At 58.1% G+C, this 20,038-nt stretch carries 15 protein-coding genes; 8 read left to right on the top strand and 7 right to left on the bottom strand.

What is annotated here, in order from left to right:
* Positions 1-32: 32 nt before the first annotated feature.
* From ubiA to QZ862_RS17190, 3 genes are all read right to left on the bottom strand, one after another.
* On the bottom strand, positions 33-986 hold the full coding sequence (gene ubiA / locus QZ862_RS17180; RefSeq protein WP_296101128.1) for a 4-hydroxybenzoate octaprenyltransferase: 954 nt from the start codon (positions 984-986) through the stop codon (positions 33-35).
* 93 nt (positions 987-1,079) lie between these two features.
* A complete protein-coding gene (locus tag QZ862_RS17185) occupies positions 1,080-2,336 on the bottom strand; it encodes a cyclopropane-fatty-acyl-phospholipid synthase family protein (protein ID WP_296101129.1) in 1,257 nt (418 codons plus the stop codon).
* A 152-nt stretch (positions 2,337-2,488) separates the two neighbouring features.
* Positions 2,489-4,801, bottom strand: coding sequence for a Tex family protein (locus tag QZ862_RS17190; protein ID WP_296101131.1), 2,313 nt, complete (start codon positions 4,799-4,801; stop codon positions 2,489-2,491).
* A gap of 174 nt (positions 4,802-4,975) precedes the next feature.
* On the opposite strand from QZ862_RS17190, the gene purD reads away from it, so the two are divergent.
* From purD to QZ862_RS17205, 3 genes are all read left to right on the top strand, one after another.
* Positions 4,976-6,247 (top strand): phosphoribosylamine--glycine ligase, encoded by a 1,272-nt coding sequence (gene purD / locus QZ862_RS17195; RefSeq protein ID WP_296101132.1) that lies wholly within the window; start codon positions 4,976-4,978, stop codon positions 6,245-6,247.
* 113 nt (positions 6,248-6,360) lie between these two features.
* Positions 6,361-6,822, top strand: coding sequence for a plant virulence effector HPE1-like domain-containing protein (locus QZ862_RS17200; protein WP_296101133.1), 462 nt, complete (start codon positions 6,361-6,363; stop codon positions 6,820-6,822).
* Positions 6,823-7,056: 234 nt separating this feature from the next.
* Positions 7,057-8,886: a methyl-accepting chemotaxis protein gene (locus QZ862_RS17205; protein ID WP_296101134.1), complete on the top strand. Its 1,830-nt coding sequence runs from the start codon at positions 7,057-7,059 to the stop codon at positions 8,884-8,886.
* Between the two features lie 54 nt (positions 8,887-8,940).
* On the opposite strand, the gene QZ862_RS17210 is transcribed toward QZ862_RS17205, so the two are convergent.
* Together QZ862_RS17210 and glyS are read right to left on the bottom strand one after the other, a co-directional pair.
* A complete protein-coding gene (locus tag QZ862_RS17210) occupies positions 8,941-9,426 on the bottom strand; it encodes a DUF523 domain-containing protein (protein ID WP_296101135.1) in 486 nt (161 codons plus the stop codon).
* Between the two features lie 15 nt (positions 9,427-9,441).
* Positions 9,442-11,595, bottom strand: coding sequence for a glycine--tRNA ligase subunit beta (glyS, locus tag QZ862_RS17215; protein WP_296101136.1), 2,154 nt, complete (start codon positions 11,593-11,595; stop codon positions 9,442-9,444).
* Between the two features lie 220 nt (positions 11,596-11,815).
* Here glyS and QZ862_RS17220 point away from each other — a divergent pair, with 220 nt between their 5' ends.
* The 5 genes from QZ862_RS17220 to QZ862_RS17240 all read left to right on the top strand — a co-directional run bounded on the left by QZ862_RS17220 (position 11,816) and on the right by QZ862_RS17240 (position 18,794).
* A complete protein-coding gene (locus QZ862_RS17220; protein WP_162686424.1) occupies positions 11,816-12,778 on the top strand; it encodes a glycine--tRNA ligase subunit alpha in 963 nt (320 codons plus the stop codon).
* A 126-nt stretch (positions 12,779-12,904) separates the two neighbouring features.
* A complete protein-coding gene (locus QZ862_RS17225) occupies positions 12,905-13,456 on the top strand; it encodes a LemA family protein (RefSeq protein WP_296101137.1) in 552 nt (183 codons plus the stop codon).
* 40 nt (positions 13,457-13,496) lie between these two features.
* Complete coding sequence (locus QZ862_RS17230) at positions 13,497-14,762, top strand: 3-phosphoshikimate 1-carboxyvinyltransferase (protein WP_296101138.1); 1,266 nt, start codon at positions 13,497-13,499, stop codon at positions 14,760-14,762.
* 58 nt (positions 14,763-14,820) lie between these two features.
* Positions 14,821-16,743, top strand: coding sequence for a DUF2207 domain-containing protein (locus QZ862_RS17235; protein ID WP_296101139.1), 1,923 nt, complete (start codon positions 14,821-14,823; stop codon positions 16,741-16,743).
* Between the two features lie 185 nt (positions 16,744-16,928).
* A complete protein-coding gene (locus QZ862_RS17240) occupies positions 16,929-18,794 on the top strand; it encodes a DUF2207 domain-containing protein (protein ID WP_296101140.1) in 1,866 nt (621 codons plus the stop codon).
* Positions 18,795-18,905: 111 nt separating this feature from the next.
* On the opposite strand, the gene QZ862_RS17245 is transcribed toward QZ862_RS17240, so the two are convergent.
* Positions 18,906-19,100, bottom strand: a complete 195-nt coding sequence (locus QZ862_RS17245; protein WP_062425942.1) for a hypothetical protein — start codon at positions 19,098-19,100, stop codon at positions 18,906-18,908.
* Positions 19,101-19,114: 14 nt separating this feature from the next.
* Positions 19,115-19,972, bottom strand: coding sequence for a S49 family peptidase (locus QZ862_RS17250; protein WP_296101172.1), 858 nt, complete (start codon positions 19,970-19,972; stop codon positions 19,115-19,117).
* Positions 19,973-20,038 lie beyond the last annotated feature (66 nt).

Genomic DNA, 20,038 nt, shown 5'->3' on the forward strand with positions numbered 1-20,038 from the left:
CCGGCACGCGCGCACCGCGTCCGGGCTTTTCGTCATGAGAAAATTAGCGGCAGTATCAGACCTGCGAAGACGAGCAAGCCGACGCGGTTATTGGACTTGAAGAGAGCCAGGCACTTTTCCACGTTGCCGATATCCAGAGCCCTCACCTGATAAAACAGCATAGCGGCGGCAGCTATGAGCCCGACATACCCAAGCGCGTTAATATTCGCGACCGCAAACGCCAGAACGAGACATATAAGGGCTGTGCCATAAAGCGCCACCAGTGCGCCATGTGTCCAATCTCCGAACAGGAGAGCCGTGGAGCCGATGCCAACGGCTACGTCATCATCTTTGTCCATGTGAGCGTAGATTGTGTCATATCCTACGGTCCAGGCAATGGCTGCGATATAAATCAATACAGGCGCGGCGTTTAGCGAGCCGAATTGTGCGGCCCAACCCATCAGCCCGCCCCACGAGAAGGCAAGGCCTAAGAAAAACTGCGGCCAGTCGGTAAAGCGCTTGGCGAAGGGATAAATCGCCACGAAAATCATAGACGAGAGGCCGAGCAGGATCGCAAAGCTGTTGAAGCAAAGCAGAACAATCAGCCCGGCAAGCGCCTGGGCCACGATGAATATCTTGGCCTGGGTTCGCGTCACGCGACCCGACGGCAGCGGTCTGGAGCGGGTGCGGGTTACCGCCATATCGATCTTGTGATCGACCAGATCATTATAGGTACACCCCGCGCCGCGCATGGCCACCGAGCCCGCGAAAAATAAGAAGAGATGGAAGAGCAGCGTGCCCCAGGAGAACGAACCGACCTGCTTTGCCGCATTGGCAGCCAGAGCGGCGGACCAGAAACAAGGCCACATTAAAAGCTGCCAACCGATGGGGCGATCCCAACGGGCAAGCTGAGCATAGGGCCAGAGAGCCTTCGGCAACATCCGATAGACCCAATTGTTGGAAGGCGCGTCCGAAACGCGGCCGGAAAGATCGCTATGGTGAACCATGCCAGCCTTCTACCCCATGGGCAAGTGAAGCGGTAGCTCGGATTTAAGCTTTTGTTAAGGCTATCATCACCTGCGACTTGTTACCGACAGGGATCAGAAAACGACTTTCTCGAGCGGTGCCCTCGTCTTTTCGAACTCCATCAGCAGCGCTTCGTTGCGCGCGATGTAATCACGATTATCCGGCACGAGACCGCCACGTTTGGCAAGCTGGATCTGGAAGATGTGGAAATTCTCGTGCGTGAACGCCATTTCCGAGCCTGCCAGATAGAATTCCCACATACGGAAGAAACGCTCATCGTAAAGGGCGAGAGCATCGGTCTTTCGAGCGACGAAACGTTCACGCCAGTGGCGTAGAGTGTGGGCGTAGTGCATCGGCAGGATTTCAATATCCTTGACCAGTAAGCCTGCCTTTTCGATGGCCGGCAGAACTTCCGCCAGGGAGGGAATGTATCCGCCAGGGAAAATATATTTTTCGATGAAGGGGTTGGTAGCGAGCGCCGGATATGGTTGACCGATGGAGTGCAAAAGCATGACGCCGTCGTTTTCCAGCACCTCCGCCGCCTTCTGAAAATACTCCCGGTAATGGGTGGGTCCGACATGTTCGAACATGCCAACGGAAACGATGCGGTCATATTTCGTATCGGGCGGGAGGTAGCGATAATCCTGCAGCTGGAAACGCACGATATCGGTCAGCCCCCGTTTTTCTGCCCGATCCCGTGAGACGCGCAGTTGCTCTTCACTGAGCGTAATACCCGTTACGTCAACGCCCGAGCTTTCAGCCAGATACATTGCCATTCCGCCCCAGCCGGAGCCGATCTCCAGAACGCGGTGTCCCGGCTCCGGCATGAGCTTGGCAACGATGTGACGCTTTTTGGCAAGCTGCGCCTCATCAAGGGTGATGTCAGGGGGATTGAAATAGGCACAGGAATATTGCCAGTCCTGATCGAGAAAGAGATCGAAGAGCTTGGCGCTTAAATCATAATGGTGGGCGACATTCTGCTTGTTGTGATTGACGGGCAAATGCATCTTGATGCGCGAGGCGATGATGCGCGCCATACCACGCCAGACCATGCCGAACGTCAAGGCTTCAGAGAGCGTATTGCTTTTGACAAGCGCCAGGAAGTCGTAGATGTCGCCTTCGACGACCGACATCCGGCCTTCCATATAGATTTCGGCGAGTTTCAGCGCTGGATCGGCGGCTATCTCCTCCATCGCCTGCTCATCCGTGAAACTCAGCGCGACGCGTTCTCCGCGCCCGTCTCCGAAGGACTGGAGGCCGGCAGGACCCGTGACGAGCAGGTTGCCGGTCTTGACGATTTTCTCAAGCAAGGCATGCAGAGACGAGGCCATATCACCCCCAATAAGCTAAGTCTCACTTATCAAGTGCCTGTTACCGTATCTCTTTCCGCCAGAGTTGCAAGACGGGGTAGTTTCAAAAATACTGATTGATTTCGTGAAACAAAACGGCCCTTACTCAGTGGGTAAGAGCCATTTTATGTAAATCAGCGGCGCTTCATGGCCTCCACCAAAGCCGCTGCCAACGCGCCTCCGGATTGCGCAGGCTCCGCACGGTCCTTCGGCTTTGCGCTGGCGTGGCGCATGGCGTTGGCATTGCCCTTTTCGCGCATCGGCTGAGGCGCTGCCTCGCCACCGTCCTTTCGCATCGTGAGACCGATCCGCTTGCGCTTTACATCGACTTCAACCACACGAACTTTGACGACGTCTCCGGCCTTCACCACCTCATGTGGATCCTTAATGAAACGGTCCGCCAACTGGCTGACATGCACCAGGCCATCCTGGTGAACGCCAATATCGACGAAGGCGCCAAAGCCAGCCACGTTGGTGACAGTGCCTTCCAACAGCATTCCAGGCTTTAGGTCAGTGATCTCGTCGACACCTTCTGCAAAGGTCGCGGTCTTGAAGCTCGGGCGTGGGTCGCGGCCAGGTTTTTCCAGCTCCGCGATGATGTCCTTGACGGTCGGTAGGCCGAAGCGGTCATCAACGAAACGCTTGGGGTCGAGCGCCTTCAAAGTAGCGCTGTCACCCATGACGGTTCTAAGGTCGCGCCCGCAGGCGGCGACGATCTTCTTTGCCACATCATAAGCTTCCGGGTGAACGGATGAAGCGTCGAGCGGCTCCTTGCCATTTGGAATGCGCAGGAAACCTGCGCATTGCTCGAAGGTGCGCTGGCCGAGACGCGGCACCTTCAACAACTCCTTGCGGCTGGCGAACGGCCCGACCTGATCCCGATGCAGCACGATGGCATCGGCAATCGAGCTCCCAAGACCAGAGACGCGCGCAAGCAGCGGCGCCGACGCGGTATTAAGATCGACCCCGACCGCATTCACCGCGTCTTCCACCACCGCATCGAGAGAGCGCGACAGTTTGCCCTGATCGACGTCGTGCTGATACTGCCCGACGCCGATGGACTTCGGCTCGATCTTGACGAGTTCGGCGAGTGGATCCTGCAGACGACGGGCAATCGAAACGGCACCGCGCAGTGAAACATCGAGGTTAGGGAACTCTGCCGCCGCGCGCTCGGACGCCGAGTAGATCGAAGCGCCTGCCTCCGATACGATCACTTTGGTCGGTTTCGGCCCAGTGATCTGCGTCAGCATATCGGCCACGAGCTTTTCGGTTTCGCGGCTGCCAGTACCGTTTCCGATGGAGATCAGTTCGACGCCGTGCTTGCGGATGAGCGAGGCGAGTTCGGCCTGTGCGCCGCGAATGTCGTTCTTTGGCGGGAACGGGTAGACCGTGGTTGTCTCGACGAGCTTGCCCGTGCCATCCACGACAGCAACCTTGACGCCAGTACGGATGCCTGGATCGAGCCCCATCGTCGGACGAGATCCGGCCGGCGCTGCTAGAAGAAGGTCTTTCAGGTTGCGCGCGAAAACATGAATTGCTTCCTCTTCGGCTCGCTCGCGCAATTCTCGCATCAAATCCAGCGACAGCGACATGGACAGCTTGACGCGCCAGGTCCAGCCCGCAACCTCCATCAGCCATTGATCGGCAGCTCCGGCGTTGCGGATATCGAAGGCGGAAGCAATGCTGCGGTGTGCCGGCTTGATGGGAGACGGATCGTCGGCGTCCACATCGATTGTCAGCGTCAGCACCTCCTCATTCCAGCCGCGCAGCATGGCGAGCGCCCGGTGCCCCGGCGCCGTCGCCCATTTTTCGACATGGTCGAAATAGTCGGAAAACTTCTCACCGGTTGCCTGCTTGCCCTCTACCACTTTGGCACGCAGCATGGCATTCTGGCGCATATACTCGCGCAGCCGTTTCAAGAGCTCAGCATTCTCCGTCATGGTCTCGGCGACGATATCGCGCGCGCCCTCGAGTGCTGCCTTAACATCGGCGACCTCTCCCACCACATAGTCTTTAGCGAGCTCTGTCGGATTGGCCGCGCGATTGTCCCATATCGCTTCAGCCAGAGGGCCAAGGCCACGCTCTCGGGCAATTTCCGCTCTAGTTCGGCGCTTTGGCTTATAGGGGAGATAGAGATCTTCCAGTTCAGCCTTGGTCACAGCCTGCATGATTTTCAGCATCAAGTCACCGGTCATCTTGCCCTGACCATTGATAGATTCGACAATCGTCGCGCGGCGGGTGTTGAACTCACGTAGGTAGGACAGTCGCTCTGCCAGAGTGCGAAGTTGGGTGTCGTCCAGACCGCCCGTAACTTCCTTGCGGTAGCGCGCGATGAAGGGAACGGTCGCGCCCTCATCCAGAAGCTGGATCGCCGCCTTCACCTGCTCGGCGCGGGCGTTGATCTCGGAGGCGATAAGGGATGAGAGACGGGCGTTATCTACGGACATATGGGGCTCTAAACTGTTCTTGAAATCTGGCCGACCATAGAGGCAGATTGTGGCGTGACAACATGGACACAAGACGGCTCCACAGAAAAGCAGCGCATAAGGGGCGCCTTTTGCCTTGACCTTTGGGCCCCCTGCCCTTAACGCCGCAGGAAATTGGAAACAGGGGTGTCAAGCATGAAAGTTCTGTTGATCGGTTCCGGTGGACGCGAGCATGCACTGGCCTGGAAAATCGCTCAATCACCCAAGCTGACCAAGCTTTACGCCGCCCCCGGCAATCCTGGTATTGCCGAACATGCTGAAATTGTGTCGCTCAGTGTCGAAGACCATGATGCCGTGGTGGCGTTCTGCCGTGAACAGTCCATTGACTTCGTGGTCGTCGGCCCAGAAGCACCTCTCGTCGCAGGCCTTGCCGACGATCTTCGCGCGGCAGGCTTCGCCACCTTCGGCCCCTCAAAGGGCGCTGCCCAATTGGAAGGCTCCAAGGGCTTCACCAAGGATCTTTGTGCCCGCTACAACATTCCCACGGGGGCCTATCAGCGTTTCAGATCTGCCGAACCCGCAAAGGCCTATATCCGCGAGCAAGGTGCGCCGATCGTCATCAAGGCCGATGGGCTAGCCGCGGGCAAGGGTGTGACGGTCGCTATGACGGAAGCGGAAGCGCTCGCCGCAGTTGACGATTGCTTCGACGGCGCCTTCGGCGCAGCCGGTGCTGAAGTGGTGGTCGAAGCCTTTCTGGATGGCGAGGAAGCAAGCTTCTTTTGTCTTTCCGACGGAAAGACCGCGCTTGCGCTTGCCACCGCCCAGGACCACAAGCGCGTTGGCGATGGCGATACTGGGCCGAATACCGGTGGCATGGGCGCCTACTCCCCTGCCCCGGTCATGACCGAAGAGATGGTTGAGCGCACGATGCGCGACATCATCGATCCGACGATCGAGGGCATGGCAAAGGACGGAAACCCCTTCTCCGGCGTCTTCTTCGCAGGCTTGATGATCACCAAAAAGGGCCCGGAACTCATCGAATACAATGTGCGCTTCGGCGATCCGGAATGTCAGGTGCTGATGATGCGGCTGAAGAGCGATCTGTTGCCGATCCTCCATGCCACTGCCACCGGCACGTTGGATAAAGTCAGCGCCGAATGGCGCGACGAACCAGCGCTTACTGTGGTTCTGGCATCGAAAGGCTATCCTGGGCCTTACGACAAGAACACACCGATCGCCCTCATTCCGAACGAAAGCACGAGCGCGAAGGTCTTCCACGCCGGTACCGCCCTCAACGACGGACAACTCGTCGCCACCGGTGGGCGCGTGCTCAACGTCACGGCTCTCGGCAGCACGGTCAGCGAAGCCCATATCCGCGCCTACGAGTTAGCCGATGCGGTCAAATGGGAAAACGGCTTCTACCGCCGCGATATCGGTTGGCAGGCTGTGGCGCGTGAGAATAATTAGAAACAGGCCTTTCGTTCAATTTTTACCAAACATCGTGACCGGATGGAAAGGAAGAATCCGTAGGATCGCCGTTGTTTAAAGCGGCGATCAGACCGCGGGCTACGGGGTTGCACATGTTTAGAATTCTTTTGACGGCGGGCATGATGTTCATCGGCGGGACGGCGATGGCATCCTCGATCGAGGTTCTACATGGCGCCAGGACTTCGAATGGAAGCGTGGTGATCATCACCTGTGACACATGCTCTTCCATCCCATCGACGGGCAGGGTTGTGACGAAGGCTGTTCTGAAGCGCGGAACGCAAAGCATCTCCACGCGTGATGTCGCTGGCCGCAAGGAGACAGTTCGGACCGAAGCGTGGCTCGGCGGCTCGCCAGTCACCTTCGTCAGCAGCAATCCTGTGTGGCTTCCCCAAGACCATTCCCAAGCGGTTGTTGCCGAGTACACACCTCACGTGGCAGAAGACCAGACCGCGCTCGAGGGGAATACCTCGCTCACCCAGAATCGCCAGCCTGTTTTGGCAGGTGCCGATGGACTGGATAACATCACTTTGATGTCGATACGTCCCTCGCATTGATTTCGCCATGGTGACCTTGTGTCGTGGCCGGCCTTGTGGCCAGAAGATACAGTTGACGTCTGAACGCCGGAAAACCCGTTTATCCGGCGCGTATATTTAAACATTCATCAATTCTAAAGCTGTTTGTGAGATTTCCTTCATGTAAGAAGCCGCGAAATTGGATCGCGTGCTTCCCTATGACGAACATTTAGTCTCAGGGCAGATGATACGGAACGCCCTTTATTGAGAGCGACGATGAAGAACATTCCAATTTCACGGCAACTGATCTTGCTTGTCATTGCACTGATGGCGGCTTTTACCCTTGCGACCTATTTCCAGATCAAATCCTCAGTGAACGCGATTTACGAAGAGCGTTATAATATGTTGAGGACACAGGTTCAGTCTTCGATTGCAATTCTTCAGTCCTTCTACGACAAGGAAAAAGCTGGATCGCTGAGCCGCGAAGATGCACAACGTCAGGCTTACACGATCGTCTCATCGATGAAATACGTACCGGACGGATACATGTTCGGCTATGACTACGATGTCAAAATGCTTTTTCATCCCGATCCCAACCGTGTAGGCCAAAGCTTCAAAGGCAAGCCGGATTCCCAGGGCTTCAACTATCGTGACGAGTTGGTGCGTCTGGCTCGCGCGGGCGGTGGGGAAACCAGCTTTTACGGGCCGAAGCCCGGCCAGGAGGGCGACGGCTTCCTCAAGAGCTCCTACGCAATGGCGTTCGAGCCATGGCAGGTCGTTGTGGTCACGGGCGTTTATGTGGATGACCTTCAGGCACAGGTTCGAGCCACGGTGGTCGGCGCCGTTTCCGTCGGTCTTATCGTCTTCTGTCTCGGCATCGCGCTTGCCTTCTACGTCATCAAGGGCATTACGGGCCCGCTTACAAAGATCCATCAGGCTTTGGGCGAGGTGGCAAACGAGAATGTCTCAATGCCTATTCCCCACACCGAAATGCGAAACGAGGTGGGCATGATGGCAAAAGCGATTGAGGCGCTGCAGCAGAAGGTGCGTGAACGCCAGGCCATGCAAAGGCACCAGGAAGAACAACAACTGCAACTGGATGCCGAACGCCAGACCAATATTGACATGCAGAGGGATGAAGCAGCGCTCCAGGCTCGGGTTGTGTCGACGATCGGTGAAGCCCTGGAAAAGCTTGCAGCGGGTGACCTGACGGTGCGCTGCGGCGATCTGGGTTCACGCTATGCCGACCTGCGTAAGAACTTCAACGAGGCTATCTCGCATCTCGATGCGGCAATGGCAAAGGTCAATGCCAAGAGCATCGACATCGGCGGTTCAAAAGAAGAAATTCGCAAGGCTTCAAATGAACTGTCGCAGCGCACCGAGCGCCAGGCCGCCAATCTTGAGGAAACATCCGCAGCGCTGGACGAATTGACCGTCGCGGTTCGCCAGACCGCCGATGGCGCCACTGAAGCGGCCACGCGGGTGATGTCCATCAGCAGTGATGCAAACCGCAGCGACACGATCGTGGAGCAAGCCATCGGCGCTATGAGCGGCATCGAGCAGTCCGCAGGCGAGATCTCCAAGATTATCGGCGTCATCGACGATATCGCGTTTCAGACCAATCTTCTCGCCCTCAATGCGGGCGTTGAAGCAGCGCGGGCAGGCGAAGCCGGTAAGGGCTTTGCGGTTGTCGCTCAGGAAGTACGTGAACTTGCGCAAAAATCCGCCGCTGCCGCCAAGGAGATCAAAACCCAGATCGCTCGTTCATCCGATCAAGTTCAGAACGGTGTCCATCTGGTCGGTGAAGCTGGCGATGCGCTGAAGCGTATCTCCGATCAGATCAAGTCGGCGAGCGACATCGTGAGCAAGATTGCGCACTCTGCTGCCGAACAGGATACGACGCTGCGCTCCATCTCCTCTTCGCTCAACCAGTTGGACGCCGCCACGCAGCACAACGCTGCCATGGCCGAAGAAACGACGGCGTCTGCCGAGGCACTGGCGCATGATACTGAGGAATTGCTGACGCTGATCCGTACTTTCCGCGTATCCCAGCATCAGTCCGGTTCGCTACACGGCATGGCGCACCAGATGCGCATGGCAAGCTGATCGCGATAAGCACGGTTGATTTGAAAGACGCTGGAGAGATTTCTCCGGCGTTTTTTATTGGGTGATGGTGTCGAGACGGTCGATATCCGTATGCGAGAATACCTTGATCCCAGCTCGTAACAGCAGGGCCGCTGTCACGCCATGCCCCGCATGTTTGACGCCTGAAAACGTCCCGTCATAGATGGCGATCGAGCCGCAGGACGGGCTTCCATCGATCAGCAGCGCATAGGCGCAGCCGTGCTGTTTGGCAAAGGCGAGAGTTCTGTTTGCCCCAGCAATAAACGCGTCTGTTACATCTGCACCGGTGATCTCCAGCACGCGCGCCCTGCCCTCCAGCACATCCACACCGGACGCGCCGTTTTCGATTTCCGCAGGAGGGCGTGGAACAGGCATGCCGCCTGCCATCTCCGGACAGATCGTCACGAGACGGCCATCATCCCGCCATCGCTCGATGGCGGGATGATGGAGCGGCTTGCCCTTGCCGTCATATCGGACGGCGTGGCCGAGAAGACAGGCGCTGATGAGGATGTTGGAGGTCATCAGCGCAGAACCCTCTTATCCCGTGATCTTGGAGAAATCTGCTACCGTGCCGGTGGCTTCACGGATGGCTTTGAGCAACGCCAGACGGTTGGCGCGGATGGCGACGTCTTCATCATTGACAAGAACATCGTTGAAGAAGGTATCGACCGGTGCGCGCAGTGTGGAAAGCGCTTGCATGGCAGAGCGGAAATCTTCCGCCGCGACAGCCTTGGCCGCATTGGCGGAGGCGGTCTTAATTGCAGCATGAAGCGCCTTCTCGGCGTCGAGCTTGAGGAGTTCGTCCGCTACGCCATCGGCAACGACGGTGCCCTTCTTTTCTTCGGCGGCCAGAAGTTGCGTCGCGCGCTTGGTGCCGGCCAGCAGGTTCTTGCCATCCTCACCGGTGATGAAGGCGGTCAGCGCCTCCACACGGCGGGCGACCATCAGCAGGTCATCGGAGTCCGGCGTCAGCACCGCTTCGATCAGATCGTAGCGGGCGCCAAGATCGCGCAGATAGACCTTCAGACGATCATGGAAGAAGGAGAGAAGATCGGCGTCTTTGATGACCGTCAACAGCGGCAATCGAACGCTGCGCTCCAGCAGAATGCGCACGACGCCGAGTGCGGCGCGACGCAGTGCAAACGGGTCCTTCGAACCTGTTGGCTTTTCATCGATCGCCCAGAAGCCAGCAAGTGTATCCAGCTTGTCAGCAAGCGCCACGGTGATGGCCACCTTGTCGGACGGCACGCGATCGGACGGGCCTTGCGGCTTGTAATGATCCTCGATTGCCGCAGCGACGCTTTCGTTTTCGCCCTGCAGGAGCGCATATTTGCGTCCCATCAGACCCTGCAGTTCCGGGAATTCGCCGACGGCTTCCGTGCGCAGATCGGCCTTCGCCAAAACCACGGCGCGGTCGACAAGGGCGGCATCGGCGCCGATGACGGGCGCGAGTTGCTTTGCCAGTTCGCGGATACGCGTGACGCGCTCGCCCTGCGTGCCAATCTTGGCGTGGAAGGTGACGTTCAGCGCGTCGAGCTTTGCCATGCGCTGGTCGAGTGGCTTGCTGAGATCGAGGTCGAATTTCTTCGCGGAGTCCGTCAAGGTTTCGAGGTCCGGCAGATCGCCCTGGTCGCGCGTCCAGAAGTGCTTGGCGTCCGACAGGCGTGCACGCACGACCTTGCCGTTGCCGTGAACGATTTCCTTGCCGCCATCGCTCGCCTGGATGTTGGACACCAGGATGAAGCGGTTCGACAGACCTTCCTCCGCGCCTTGCGGACGGGTGACGAAGCATTTCTGGTTGGTCTTGATCGTCAGACGGATGATCTCGGCCGGAATCTGCAGATAGTCTTCTTCGAAGGTGCCGATCAATACCTGCGGCCATTCGACCAGGCCGGAGACCTCTTCCAGCAGGCCTTCGTCTTCCACGAGGTCGAGACCATTGGCGAAAGCTAGGTCTTTTGCATCATGCAGGATGATATCCTTGCGGCGTTCCGCATCGAGAATGACCTTCGCCTTTTCAAGGCTCGCGACATAATCATCAAAGCGGCGCACGGTGATGGCGTCTGGCGCGTGGAAGCGATGGCCATAGGTGACATTACCAGCAACGATGCCATCGATCTCGAAGGCAATGACTTGCGTTTCGTCGTGCTCGGGTCCGAACAGGCAGACGATGGATTGCAGCGGGCGCACCCAGCGAAGGCTTTCCGAGCCCTTGCCTTCGATCCCGGCATAGCGCGAACCCTTCGGCATGGACGCAGCACCGGAGCGCATGGATTTCGGCCAGGGGAAGGTACGGATGATGCCGGGCATCACATCGGCGATGATCTCTTCGGCGGCGCGACCCGGCTTGTTGATGATCGCGACGTAAAAGTCGCCCTTCTTCGAATCGGAGACGACCTGCGCCTCAGAAATATCGCTCAGGCCCGCGCCGCGCAGAAAGCCTTCGATGGCCTTTTCATTGGCATCGGTGCGCGGTCCCTTCTTCTCCTCGCGCACATCGGCAGAGCGTGCGGTCAGACCACGGATATCCAGCGTCGAGCGGCGCGGCGTCCAGTATTCGCGTGCACCCTCATAGGTCAGGCCCGCTTCCACCAGTGCATCGGTGACGAGCTTCTTCAGATCGCCAGCCGCTTTCCGCTGCATACGGGCAGGGATTTCCTCGGAGCGGAGTTCAAGCAGAAGATCGGGCATATTGGTTTTCCGGTGTCAGAGATATTCGGGTTCGGATTTTTCGGTTGGCCTCTGCTAGCAAAATTTGCGACAGATGCACAATGTAAATATCGGAACGAGCGTCGCGAGACGGTACTCTGCTCTCCCGCTACAGCGTGACGGAAGTTCTTGACCCGCAACCCTTGCCATGGCACCTGTCCGCAATCGAAGTAAGTCCTTACTTATCCTCTCTTGACCCAAGATGACCGCAATGACCGACGTTCCAGACCATATGAACCCCAAGCGTTCCTTTCAGGCGCTGATCCTGACGCTGCATAATTACTGGGCGGACAAGGGCTGCGCCGTATTGCAGCCATATGATATGGAAGTGGGTGCGGGTACGTTTCATCCGGCAACGACACTGCGTGCGCTTGGTCCGAAGCCATGGAAAGCGGCTTATGTGCAGCCATCCCGGCGTCCGTCTGATGGACGCTATGGCGAGAACCCCAACCGCTTGCAGCATTACTATCAATATCAGGTCATTCTGAAGCCGAACCCTTCCAACCTCCAGGAGCTTTACCTCGGCTCGCTGAAGGCGATCGGTCTCGATCCGCTGCTTCATGACGTGCGCTTCGTCGAGGACGACTGGGAAAGCCCGACGCTGGGTGCCTGGGGTCTCGGTTGGGAATGCTGGTGCGACGGCATGGAAGTGTCGCAGTTCACCTATTTCCAGCAGGTCTGCGGCATCGAATGCTCGCCGGTTGCGGGTGAGTTAACCTATGGCCTCGAGCGCCTCGCCATGTATGTCCAGGGCGTCGACAATGTCTACGACCTGAACTTCAATGGCCGCGAAGGCGAGGACAAGATTTCCTACGGCGACGTCTTCCTACAGGCTGAACAGGAATATTCCCGCCATAACTTCGAATATGCCGACACCGCCATGCTGCATCGCCATTTCATCGATGCCGAGAAGGAGTGCCAAGCGCTTCTGGCCGCCGGTGCACCCGGCGACAACGCCAACCAGATGCTGCACAAATGTGTGTTTCCCGCCTATGATCAGTGCATCAAGGCATCGCACGTCTTTAACCTTCTGGATGCGCGCGGCGTAATCTCGGTGACCGAGCGTCAGAGCTATATTCTGAGGGTACGCACCTTGGCAAAGGCCTGCGGTGAAGCCTTCCTGATGACGGATGCCGGTGGTTTGAACTGGAACAAGGCGGCCTGACGCCTTTAAGCGCGACGTGACGAAGATCGATCCAGGTCTTCTTGTTCTTGCGCTGAACAGTCAGGTGGTGAAGCGGGGCGCGTCTGATGGGTGCGGCTCGCCGGATTTCGTGAGGGGGAAGCTTGCATGTTCACCGCATTGGCCATCGTTGCGCTTGTCGCGCTCTATGTCGTCTTCACCTATAACGGCCTCGTCAAAGCGCGGCAGATGAAGGAAGAGGCGTGGTCCGGCATCGACGTGCAGTTGAAGCGCCGCGCCGACCTTATCCCCAATCTCATCGAAACGGTGAAGGGCTATGCTGCCCACGAGAAAAGCACCTTTGAAGAGGTCGTCTCCCTGCGCAACCAGGCGCAGGCTGTGCCTGCCCGTGACGTTGAGGGGCGCGCCAAGGCGGAAGGCCTGCTCGGTCAGGCTCTCGGAAAGCTCTTTGCTCTGGCAGAAGCCTATCCTGACCTCAAGGCCAATCAGAATTTCGTCGAATTGCAGCGCTCGCTTGAGACGCTGGAAAGCGAAATCCAGATGTCGCGCCGTTATTACAACGGTGCTGCGCGTGACCTCAACGTCAAGGTGGAAAGCTTTCCTTCCAACCTGATCGCCGGCCAATTCGGATTTTCGAAAGCGCCCTATTTCGAAATCACCAACGAGGCGGATCGCGCCGTTCCCACCGTGAAATTCTGAGACTTGAAAGCCAGTCTGCTGGCGAGAAGACGATAAAGACATGATCGAACTGACCATCACCCCGCCCGGCCAACCGCTTTTCGGCAAGGTTGAGCCGCCCGGCTCCAAATCCATCACCAATCGTGTGCTGCTTCTGGCAGGCCTTGCCAAAGGTACGAGCAGACTGACGGGCGCGCTGAAAAGCGACGACACGCTCTACATGGCGGAAGCCTTGCGGGCGATGGGTGTGATAGTGACGGAGCCGGACGCGACAAGCTTCGTGGTTGAGAGCTCAGGCGTTCTCACCGCACCGGAAAAGCCGCTCTTCTTGGGCAATGCCGGCACGGCGACGCGCTTCCTGACAGCGGCGGTCGCATCGGTAAACGGCACGGTCGTCGTCGATGGCGACGAGTATATGCGCAAGCGTCCGATCAAGCCACTGGTGGACGCACTGACAGCCTTGGGGATCGAGGCGGAAGCAGAGACCGGCTGCCCGCCTGTCACGGTCAACGGCAATGGCCGAGGCTTCACCAGGGACAGTGTCACGATCGACGGCAATCTTTCCAGCCAATATGTCTCGGCGCTTCTGATGGCCGCCCCTTGCGGCGCGCAGCCGCTCGACATCATTCTGGCCGGAGAAGATATCGGCGCGAAAGGCTATATCGATCTGACGGTTGCCGCCATGGAAGCCTTCGGCGCCAAGGTTGAGCGCGTCAGCAATGCCTTATGGCGCGTATACCCGACCGGCTACAAGGCGACGGATTTTCACATCGAGCCCGACGCATCTGCTGCGACCTATCTCTGGGGGGCGGAGCTACTGACCGGCGGCAAGATCGATATCGGAACGCCGGCCGAAGCTTTCACCCAGCCGGATGCCAAAGCGCATGCGGTGATGGCGCAGTTCCCCAACCTGCCCGCCGAAATCGACGGCAGCCAGATGCAGGACGCCATTCCCACCATTGCCGTGCTGGCCGCCTATAACAACACGCCGGTGCGCTTCGTCGGCATTGCCAATCTGCGCGTCAAGGAATGCGATCGGATCCGGGCGCTCTCTCTTGGTCTTAATCAGATCAGGGACGGCCTCGCGCATGAAGAGGGAGACGACTTGATCGTTCATGCCGATCCGGCGCTTGCCGGACAGACGGTTCATGCCTCAATCGACACGTTCCACGACCATCGCATCGCGATGAGCTTTGCGCTGGCCGGCTTGAAGACGAGCGGTATCGCGATCCAGAACCCGGCCTGCGTCGGCAAGACCTATCCGGGATATTGGAAGGCGCTGGCGTCACTTGGCGTCACCTATCGGGAAGTGGAAAAGCCGGTTTAAAACGCGCTTGGCGCAACGGATCGGCTCGAGAAGCACACACCATCTGGAGAGATCGCACGTGAAGACCATGTTCGCCAGACTTCTCGGGCTTTGCCTCTTGCTCGCATGGGTACTGCCTGCCTCCGCAGAAGAATTCATCAGCTCCTATCATTCCATCGTCGATGTCGCCAAAGACGGGACACTGACGGTGACGGAAGCCATCACGGCACGGGCTGAAGGTGACCGCATCAAGCGCGGCATTTTTCGCGACTTTCCGCTTTATGCGCTCGACAAGGACGGCAAGCGGACGAAGGTCGGCTTCAAGGTTCTCTCGGTGGAGCGCGACGGCGCGCCGGAAGACTGGCACACAGAGAACATCGACGGCGGCATTCGCATCTACACCGGAAATGCCGACCGCACTCTTCCCACGGGCGAGCACATCTTCCAGATCACCTACACCACCGATCGGCAAATCCGCTATTTCGATAGCTACGACGAGCTGACCTGGAACGTCACCGGCAATGGCTGGCAGTTTCCGATGCGCGAAATCTCCGCCACAATCTCTTTGCCGGAAGGCGCAAGACCCAGCGATACGGCCGTCTTCACCGGCCAGTTCGGTGCCACGGGCAAGGACGCGCGCATCCTGACCGAAGGCAACGATGTGTTTTTCGCCTCCACCCGCCCCTTCTATCCGGGCGAAGGCATGACGGTGGCCGTGAAGCTGCCGAAGGGTGTGCTGGATGCACCCTCCGCCTCGCAGCAGCGGGAATGGTGGCTGCGCGATCGCCTCGCCCTTATCATCGCCGGTCTCGGTCTGCTGATCGTTCTTGCCTATTACTATAGAGCATGGGGGGCCGTTGGTCGCGACCCGGCAGCGGGCGTGATCGTGCCGCGCTGGCATCCGCCAGAGGGCCTGTCGCCTGCGCTTGTCAATTACGTCGATGGCCGCGGCTTTGCAGACGGTGGCTGGACTGCGCTGTCTGCCACGGCACTCGATCTGGCGGTCAAAGGCTTCGTCACGATCGAAGATCTCAAGAACGGCCTGATCATTCGCCGCACGGAGAAGAAGATCGAGAACAGTTTGCCGGTCGGTCAACGGACACTGCTGTCCTCCATCGGTGCTCCCGGCAATAGCTTGACGATCGACAAGGCGAATGGCGAGACGGTACAGAAAGTCGGGTTGGATTTCCGCTCGTCCATCGAGAAAGAGCATCGCGGGAAATATTACAGGAGCAATAGCGGCTATATCGTCGGCGGACTTGTCCTCAGCTTTGGCGTCATCGTCGCCGCCTTGATCTTTGGCAGTTTCGATGAAGGCGATATCGGTACCATCATTTCGCTGTCGATGGCGGCGGTGTTCTTTGCCGTCAGCGCCACCATCTACGGCAAACAGCGCCGTCGCGGACGCGGCGTCCTCTCACGCCTTGGCGGCATCGTTTTTATGGCCATCTCCGGCTTTCTGATCTTTTCGCTGATCGCCGGCGTCGTTGGCCGCATCTTTTTCGATCACGTCCATGATGCCAACACGTTGGCGGTCGTTGCGCTGGCGCTCATCGTGCTTTTGAATGTGCTCTTCGTTCTCGTGATGGGCGCGCCGACACCGCTTGGCCGGCAGTTGATGGATGCGATCGAGGGCTTACGGCTTTACCTTACCGTGGCTGAGAAAGACCGCATGAACATGCAGGGCGCGCCGCAGATGTCGCCGCAGCATTTCGAGACTTTGTTGCCCTATGCAGTGGCGCTCGGTGTGGAGAAGCCCTGGAGCAAAGCGTTCGAGACGTGGCTTGCCGCCGCTTCTGCCGGTGCTGCGGCCTATGCGCCGACTTGGTATAATGGCAACTACAACAGCTTTGGCGACCGGATCGGCGGATTTTCCTCCTCCATGGCCTCCACGATTGCCTCGACCATTCCGGCACCGCCCAGTTCCTCGTCATCGAGCTTTTCAGGCGGCGGAGGGTCTTCCGGCTCTGGCGGCGGCGGTGGCGGCGGCGGCGGCTGGTAAGACGCCAAGGCCTCGACATGCCGTATTCGTGGCAGCATTCTCTTGGGCACGAACTGCCCCGAACGCTGAGAAAGCCTGGCGCCATCCATCTTTTCTATACGACTTGACGACAGCCTGACATCTGGAGAAGATTTTACGTGACGACCACTTTTGCCAGATTTCTTGCGCTGTTTTTCTTTCTCGCCATGGTGCTGCCGGCCTCCGCCGAAGAATTCATCCTCTCCTACGATTCCACGATCACCATCGCCAAAAATGGCGAGTTGACGGTGACCGAAACCATCAAGGCCCGGGCGGAAGGGGATCGCATCAAACACGGTATCTATCGGGATTTTCCGCTCTACACCTTGGATGCTGACGGCAAAATCACCAAAGTCGGATTCAATATCGTTTCGGTGAAGCGTGACGGTGCGGTGGAGTACTGGGATACGAAATGGATCGATGGCGGTATTCGCATTTATGTTGGTGACGCCGATCATGTGCTGACGAAGGGCGATCATGTCTTTCAGATCACCTATACGACAGACAGACAGATCCGCCACTTCGAGACTTATCACGAATTGACCTGGAACGTGACAGGCAATGGCTGGGAATTTCCTATGAGAGATATCTCTGCCACCATCTTCCTGCCGAACGGAGCACGCCCGAGCGAAACCATAGTTTTCACCGGCCCACCTGGCGCAGTAGGCAAGGACGCACGCGTCGTGATCGAAGGCGACAGGACATCGTTCCTATCGACCCGCCCCTTCAGCAAGGGCGAAGGTATGACAGTGGCGGTGAAGCTGCCGAAAGGTGTGCTAGATCGGCCCTCGACTGTGCTGCAACTTAAATGGTGGATACGAGATCATAACACGATGATCATAGGATGCGTCGGTCTACTGGTCGTGCTGGCCTACTACTTCAAGGCGTGGCACGCGGTTGGCCGCGATCCTGCCGCGGGCATCATCGTACCGCGCTGGGACCCGCCTGAGGGTGTTTCACCCGGGCTGATGAACTATATCGACCATCAGGGTTTTGAAGAAGATGGATGGACGGCCGTTTCCGCCAGCGCGCTCGATCTTGCCGTCAAAGGCTATGTCGAGATCGAGAATCTGGACGACGCCATCATTATGCACCGCACGCCCAAGCAAATGGACGACAGCCTGCCTGTCGGACAAAAAACACTGCTCACGACCATCGGGCCACCCAGTCATAGCTTCACCATTAATGAGGATACCGGCAGGGCCGTTGAGAAAATGGGAAAGCGTTTTTTCGCTGCTGTCGAAAAGGAACATAAAGGCAGGTACTTCAAGAGTAACATCATCTACAGCGCGGTAGGCTTCCTTGTCAGCGCCGCCTTTGTAATTGGAACGGTGTATTTCTCTCAACACAAAGACAACATGTGGGAGTTCATGCTCGTCGCTTACGTATGTGTGCCAGTAATGATCGCGCTATTAACGATTTGGATCGGGGACCTCCTGCACCCTAAGGCATCGCTCAAGGACAAGCTCGGCGGGATTGCGCTGTTATCTCTTCTCGCATACGGAATGATCGCATACGGCGCATACATCGTCGGCCTAGTCTGGTTCGAGATCACACGCGAGCCGAACTTGATTGGCCTTGGGGCCGCCGGACTCATCACCCTGATCAACATACTCTTCTTCTCTCTGATGGACGCACCGACACCGCTCGGTCGCAAAGTCATGGATGAGATTGAAGGTCTGCGTCTCTATCTGCGTGTCGCGGAAAAAGACCGCATGAACATACAAGGGGCGCCGACAATGTCGCCGCGGCATTTTGAAACGCTGCTGCCTTATGCAGTGGCGCTCAATGTCGAGGAACCTTGGACCGAGGCATTCGAGAGGTGGTTTTCAAAAGCGACAGAGGATTCCGAAAACTATGTGCCGGGCTGGTACTACGGTCTCGTGAAAGGCCCTAGCGACTGGATCGGTGCGTTCTCGTCCTCCGTGGCGTCAACCATTTCGACGACGATTCCGCAGTCGTCATCATCGAGTTTCTCAGGAGGCGGCTTTTCCGGCTCTGGTGGCGGCGGCTGTGGTGGTGGCGGCTGGTAGCCGCCGTTGCGCCCTCACGCTCGTCGGTTCGTCGGTTCGTCGGTTCGTCGCGAAGTACTTCTGGCGATGAGCAAGCATAGCAATCATCGCGGCCAGCGAACCGCGCCACGCTTAAACCTCGTCTTCTCTCTTGACGCGATATTCGCCCGTCGTCGGGTCCTTGACCAAGGTGCCGGTCGCGCCCGTCTGGCGCTCCTTCTCCTGCCGCTTCGACTTGGCGGACAGCTTCTCGGCATCCGTCACAAAGCGCCGGTAGAGGATGATCGCCCCGATCACGAGCAGGGCGAGCGTTATCAATTGGGCCATTTAAATCGCGTCCATCACAATCCGTATCTGGCCCACAATGCCTTTTCTTGCGCGACCTCCGCAAGTCCCGAAGCCGCGGAAGCGGCAATCGCCTGGGCGGAAAGATCGACGCCTGGCACTTTCTTGCCGAACAGGTTTCTTGCACCGCTGATCAACTGTAGTTTGACCTTCTCGCCATAGCGTCGGCGCAGCACGTCCTTCATGTCGCCGAGCCCATCGACGAGGCCGAGATCGACGCCACGCATGCCCGTCCAGAACAGGCCCGAGAAGAGAGCGGGATCGTCCTTCAATTTCGCGCCACGGCGAAGCTTGACCATGTCGATGAAGACATTGTGGATTTCGGACTGAAGCGACTTCAGATACTCGATGTCGCCTTCCTTCTCCGGCTGGAAGGGATCGAGGATCGCCTTGTTCTTGCCGGACGTATAGACGCGGCGTTCCACGCCGATCTTGCGCAGCATTTCGGGAAAACCAAAGCCGCCGGAAACGACGCCGATGGAGCCTACGATGGAGGTGGGATCGGCGATGATCTCGTCGCCTGCCAGCGCAATCATGTAGCCACCGGAGGCTGCGACATCCTCGACGAAGATCAGAACCTTCTTGTCCTTCTCTTCGGCCAGCTGGCGAATTCGGTTGTAGATCATGCGCGACTGAACCGGTGAGCCACCGGGAGAATTCAAAGAGATGGCGACGACCGGCGCATCTTTCATGCCGAAGGCTTTGTCGAGCAGCGGCGCATAGCCTGCAAGGTTGAGAGCCGGGCGAAGCTGGCTGCCACCCGCCATGATCGCACCATGCATGCGCACCACTGGCACGACCAATTCCTGCTTGCGAAACCGCTTCGGCACAATGCGCTTCAAAAACCCGGCCATCTCATCCTCTTGGTCGTTCATCGTGAAGAGGGATGTATGTATCGTCGGGATAAACGCAATGGTGGT

Source organism: uncultured Agrobacterium sp. (assembly GCA_913777615.1).
Classification (GTDB): Bacteria; Pseudomonadota; Alphaproteobacteria; order Rhizobiales; family Rhizobiaceae; genus Agrobacterium.

Coding starts and splice junctions, on each gene's coding strand:
- QZ862_RS17230 (WP_296101138.1), top strand. CDS start 13,497: ATGATCGAACTGACCATCACCCCGCCCGGCCAACCGCTTTTCGGCAAG.
- QZ862_RS17200 (WP_296101133.1), top strand. CDS start 6,361: ATGTTTAGAATTCTTTTGACGGCGGGCATGATGTTCATCGGCGGGACG.
- QZ862_RS17245 (WP_062425942.1), bottom strand. CDS start 19,100: ATGGCCCAATTGATAACGCTCGCCCTGCTCGTGATCGGGGCGATCATC.
- QZ862_RS17210 (WP_296101135.1), bottom strand. CDS start 9,426: ATGACCTCCAACATCCTCATCAGCGCCTGTCTTCTCGGCCACGCCGTC.
- QZ862_RS17250 (WP_296101172.1), bottom strand. CDS start 19,972: ATGGCCGGGTTTTTGAAGCGCATTGTGCCGAAGCGGTTTCGCAAGCAG.
- purD (WP_296101132.1), top strand. CDS start 4,976: ATGAAAGTTCTGTTGATCGGTTCCGGTGGACGCGAGCATGCACTGGCC.
- QZ862_RS17190 (WP_296101131.1), bottom strand. CDS start 4,801: ATGTCCGTAGATAACGCCCGTCTCTCATCCCTTATCGCCTCCGAGATC.
- glyS (WP_296101136.1), bottom strand. CDS start 11,595: ATGCCCGATCTTCTGCTTGAACTCCGCTCCGAGGAAATCCCTGCCCGT.
- QZ862_RS17185 (WP_296101129.1), bottom strand. CDS start 2,336: ATGGCCTCGTCTCTGCATGCCTTGCTTGAGAAAATCGTCAAGACCGGC.
- ubiA (WP_296101128.1), bottom strand. CDS start 986: ATGGTTCACCATAGCGATCTTTCCGGCCGCGTTTCGGACGCGCCTTCC.
- QZ862_RS17220 (WP_162686424.1), top strand. CDS start 11,816: ATGACCGCAATGACCGACGTTCCAGACCATATGAACCCCAAGCGTTCC.
- QZ862_RS17225 (WP_296101137.1), top strand. CDS start 12,905: ATGTTCACCGCATTGGCCATCGTTGCGCTTGTCGCGCTCTATGTCGTC.
- QZ862_RS17205 (WP_296101134.1), top strand. CDS start 7,057: ATGAAGAACATTCCAATTTCACGGCAACTGATCTTGCTTGTCATTGCA.
- QZ862_RS17240 (WP_296101140.1), top strand. CDS start 16,929: ATGGTGCTGCCGGCCTCCGCCGAAGAATTCATCCTCTCCTACGATTCC.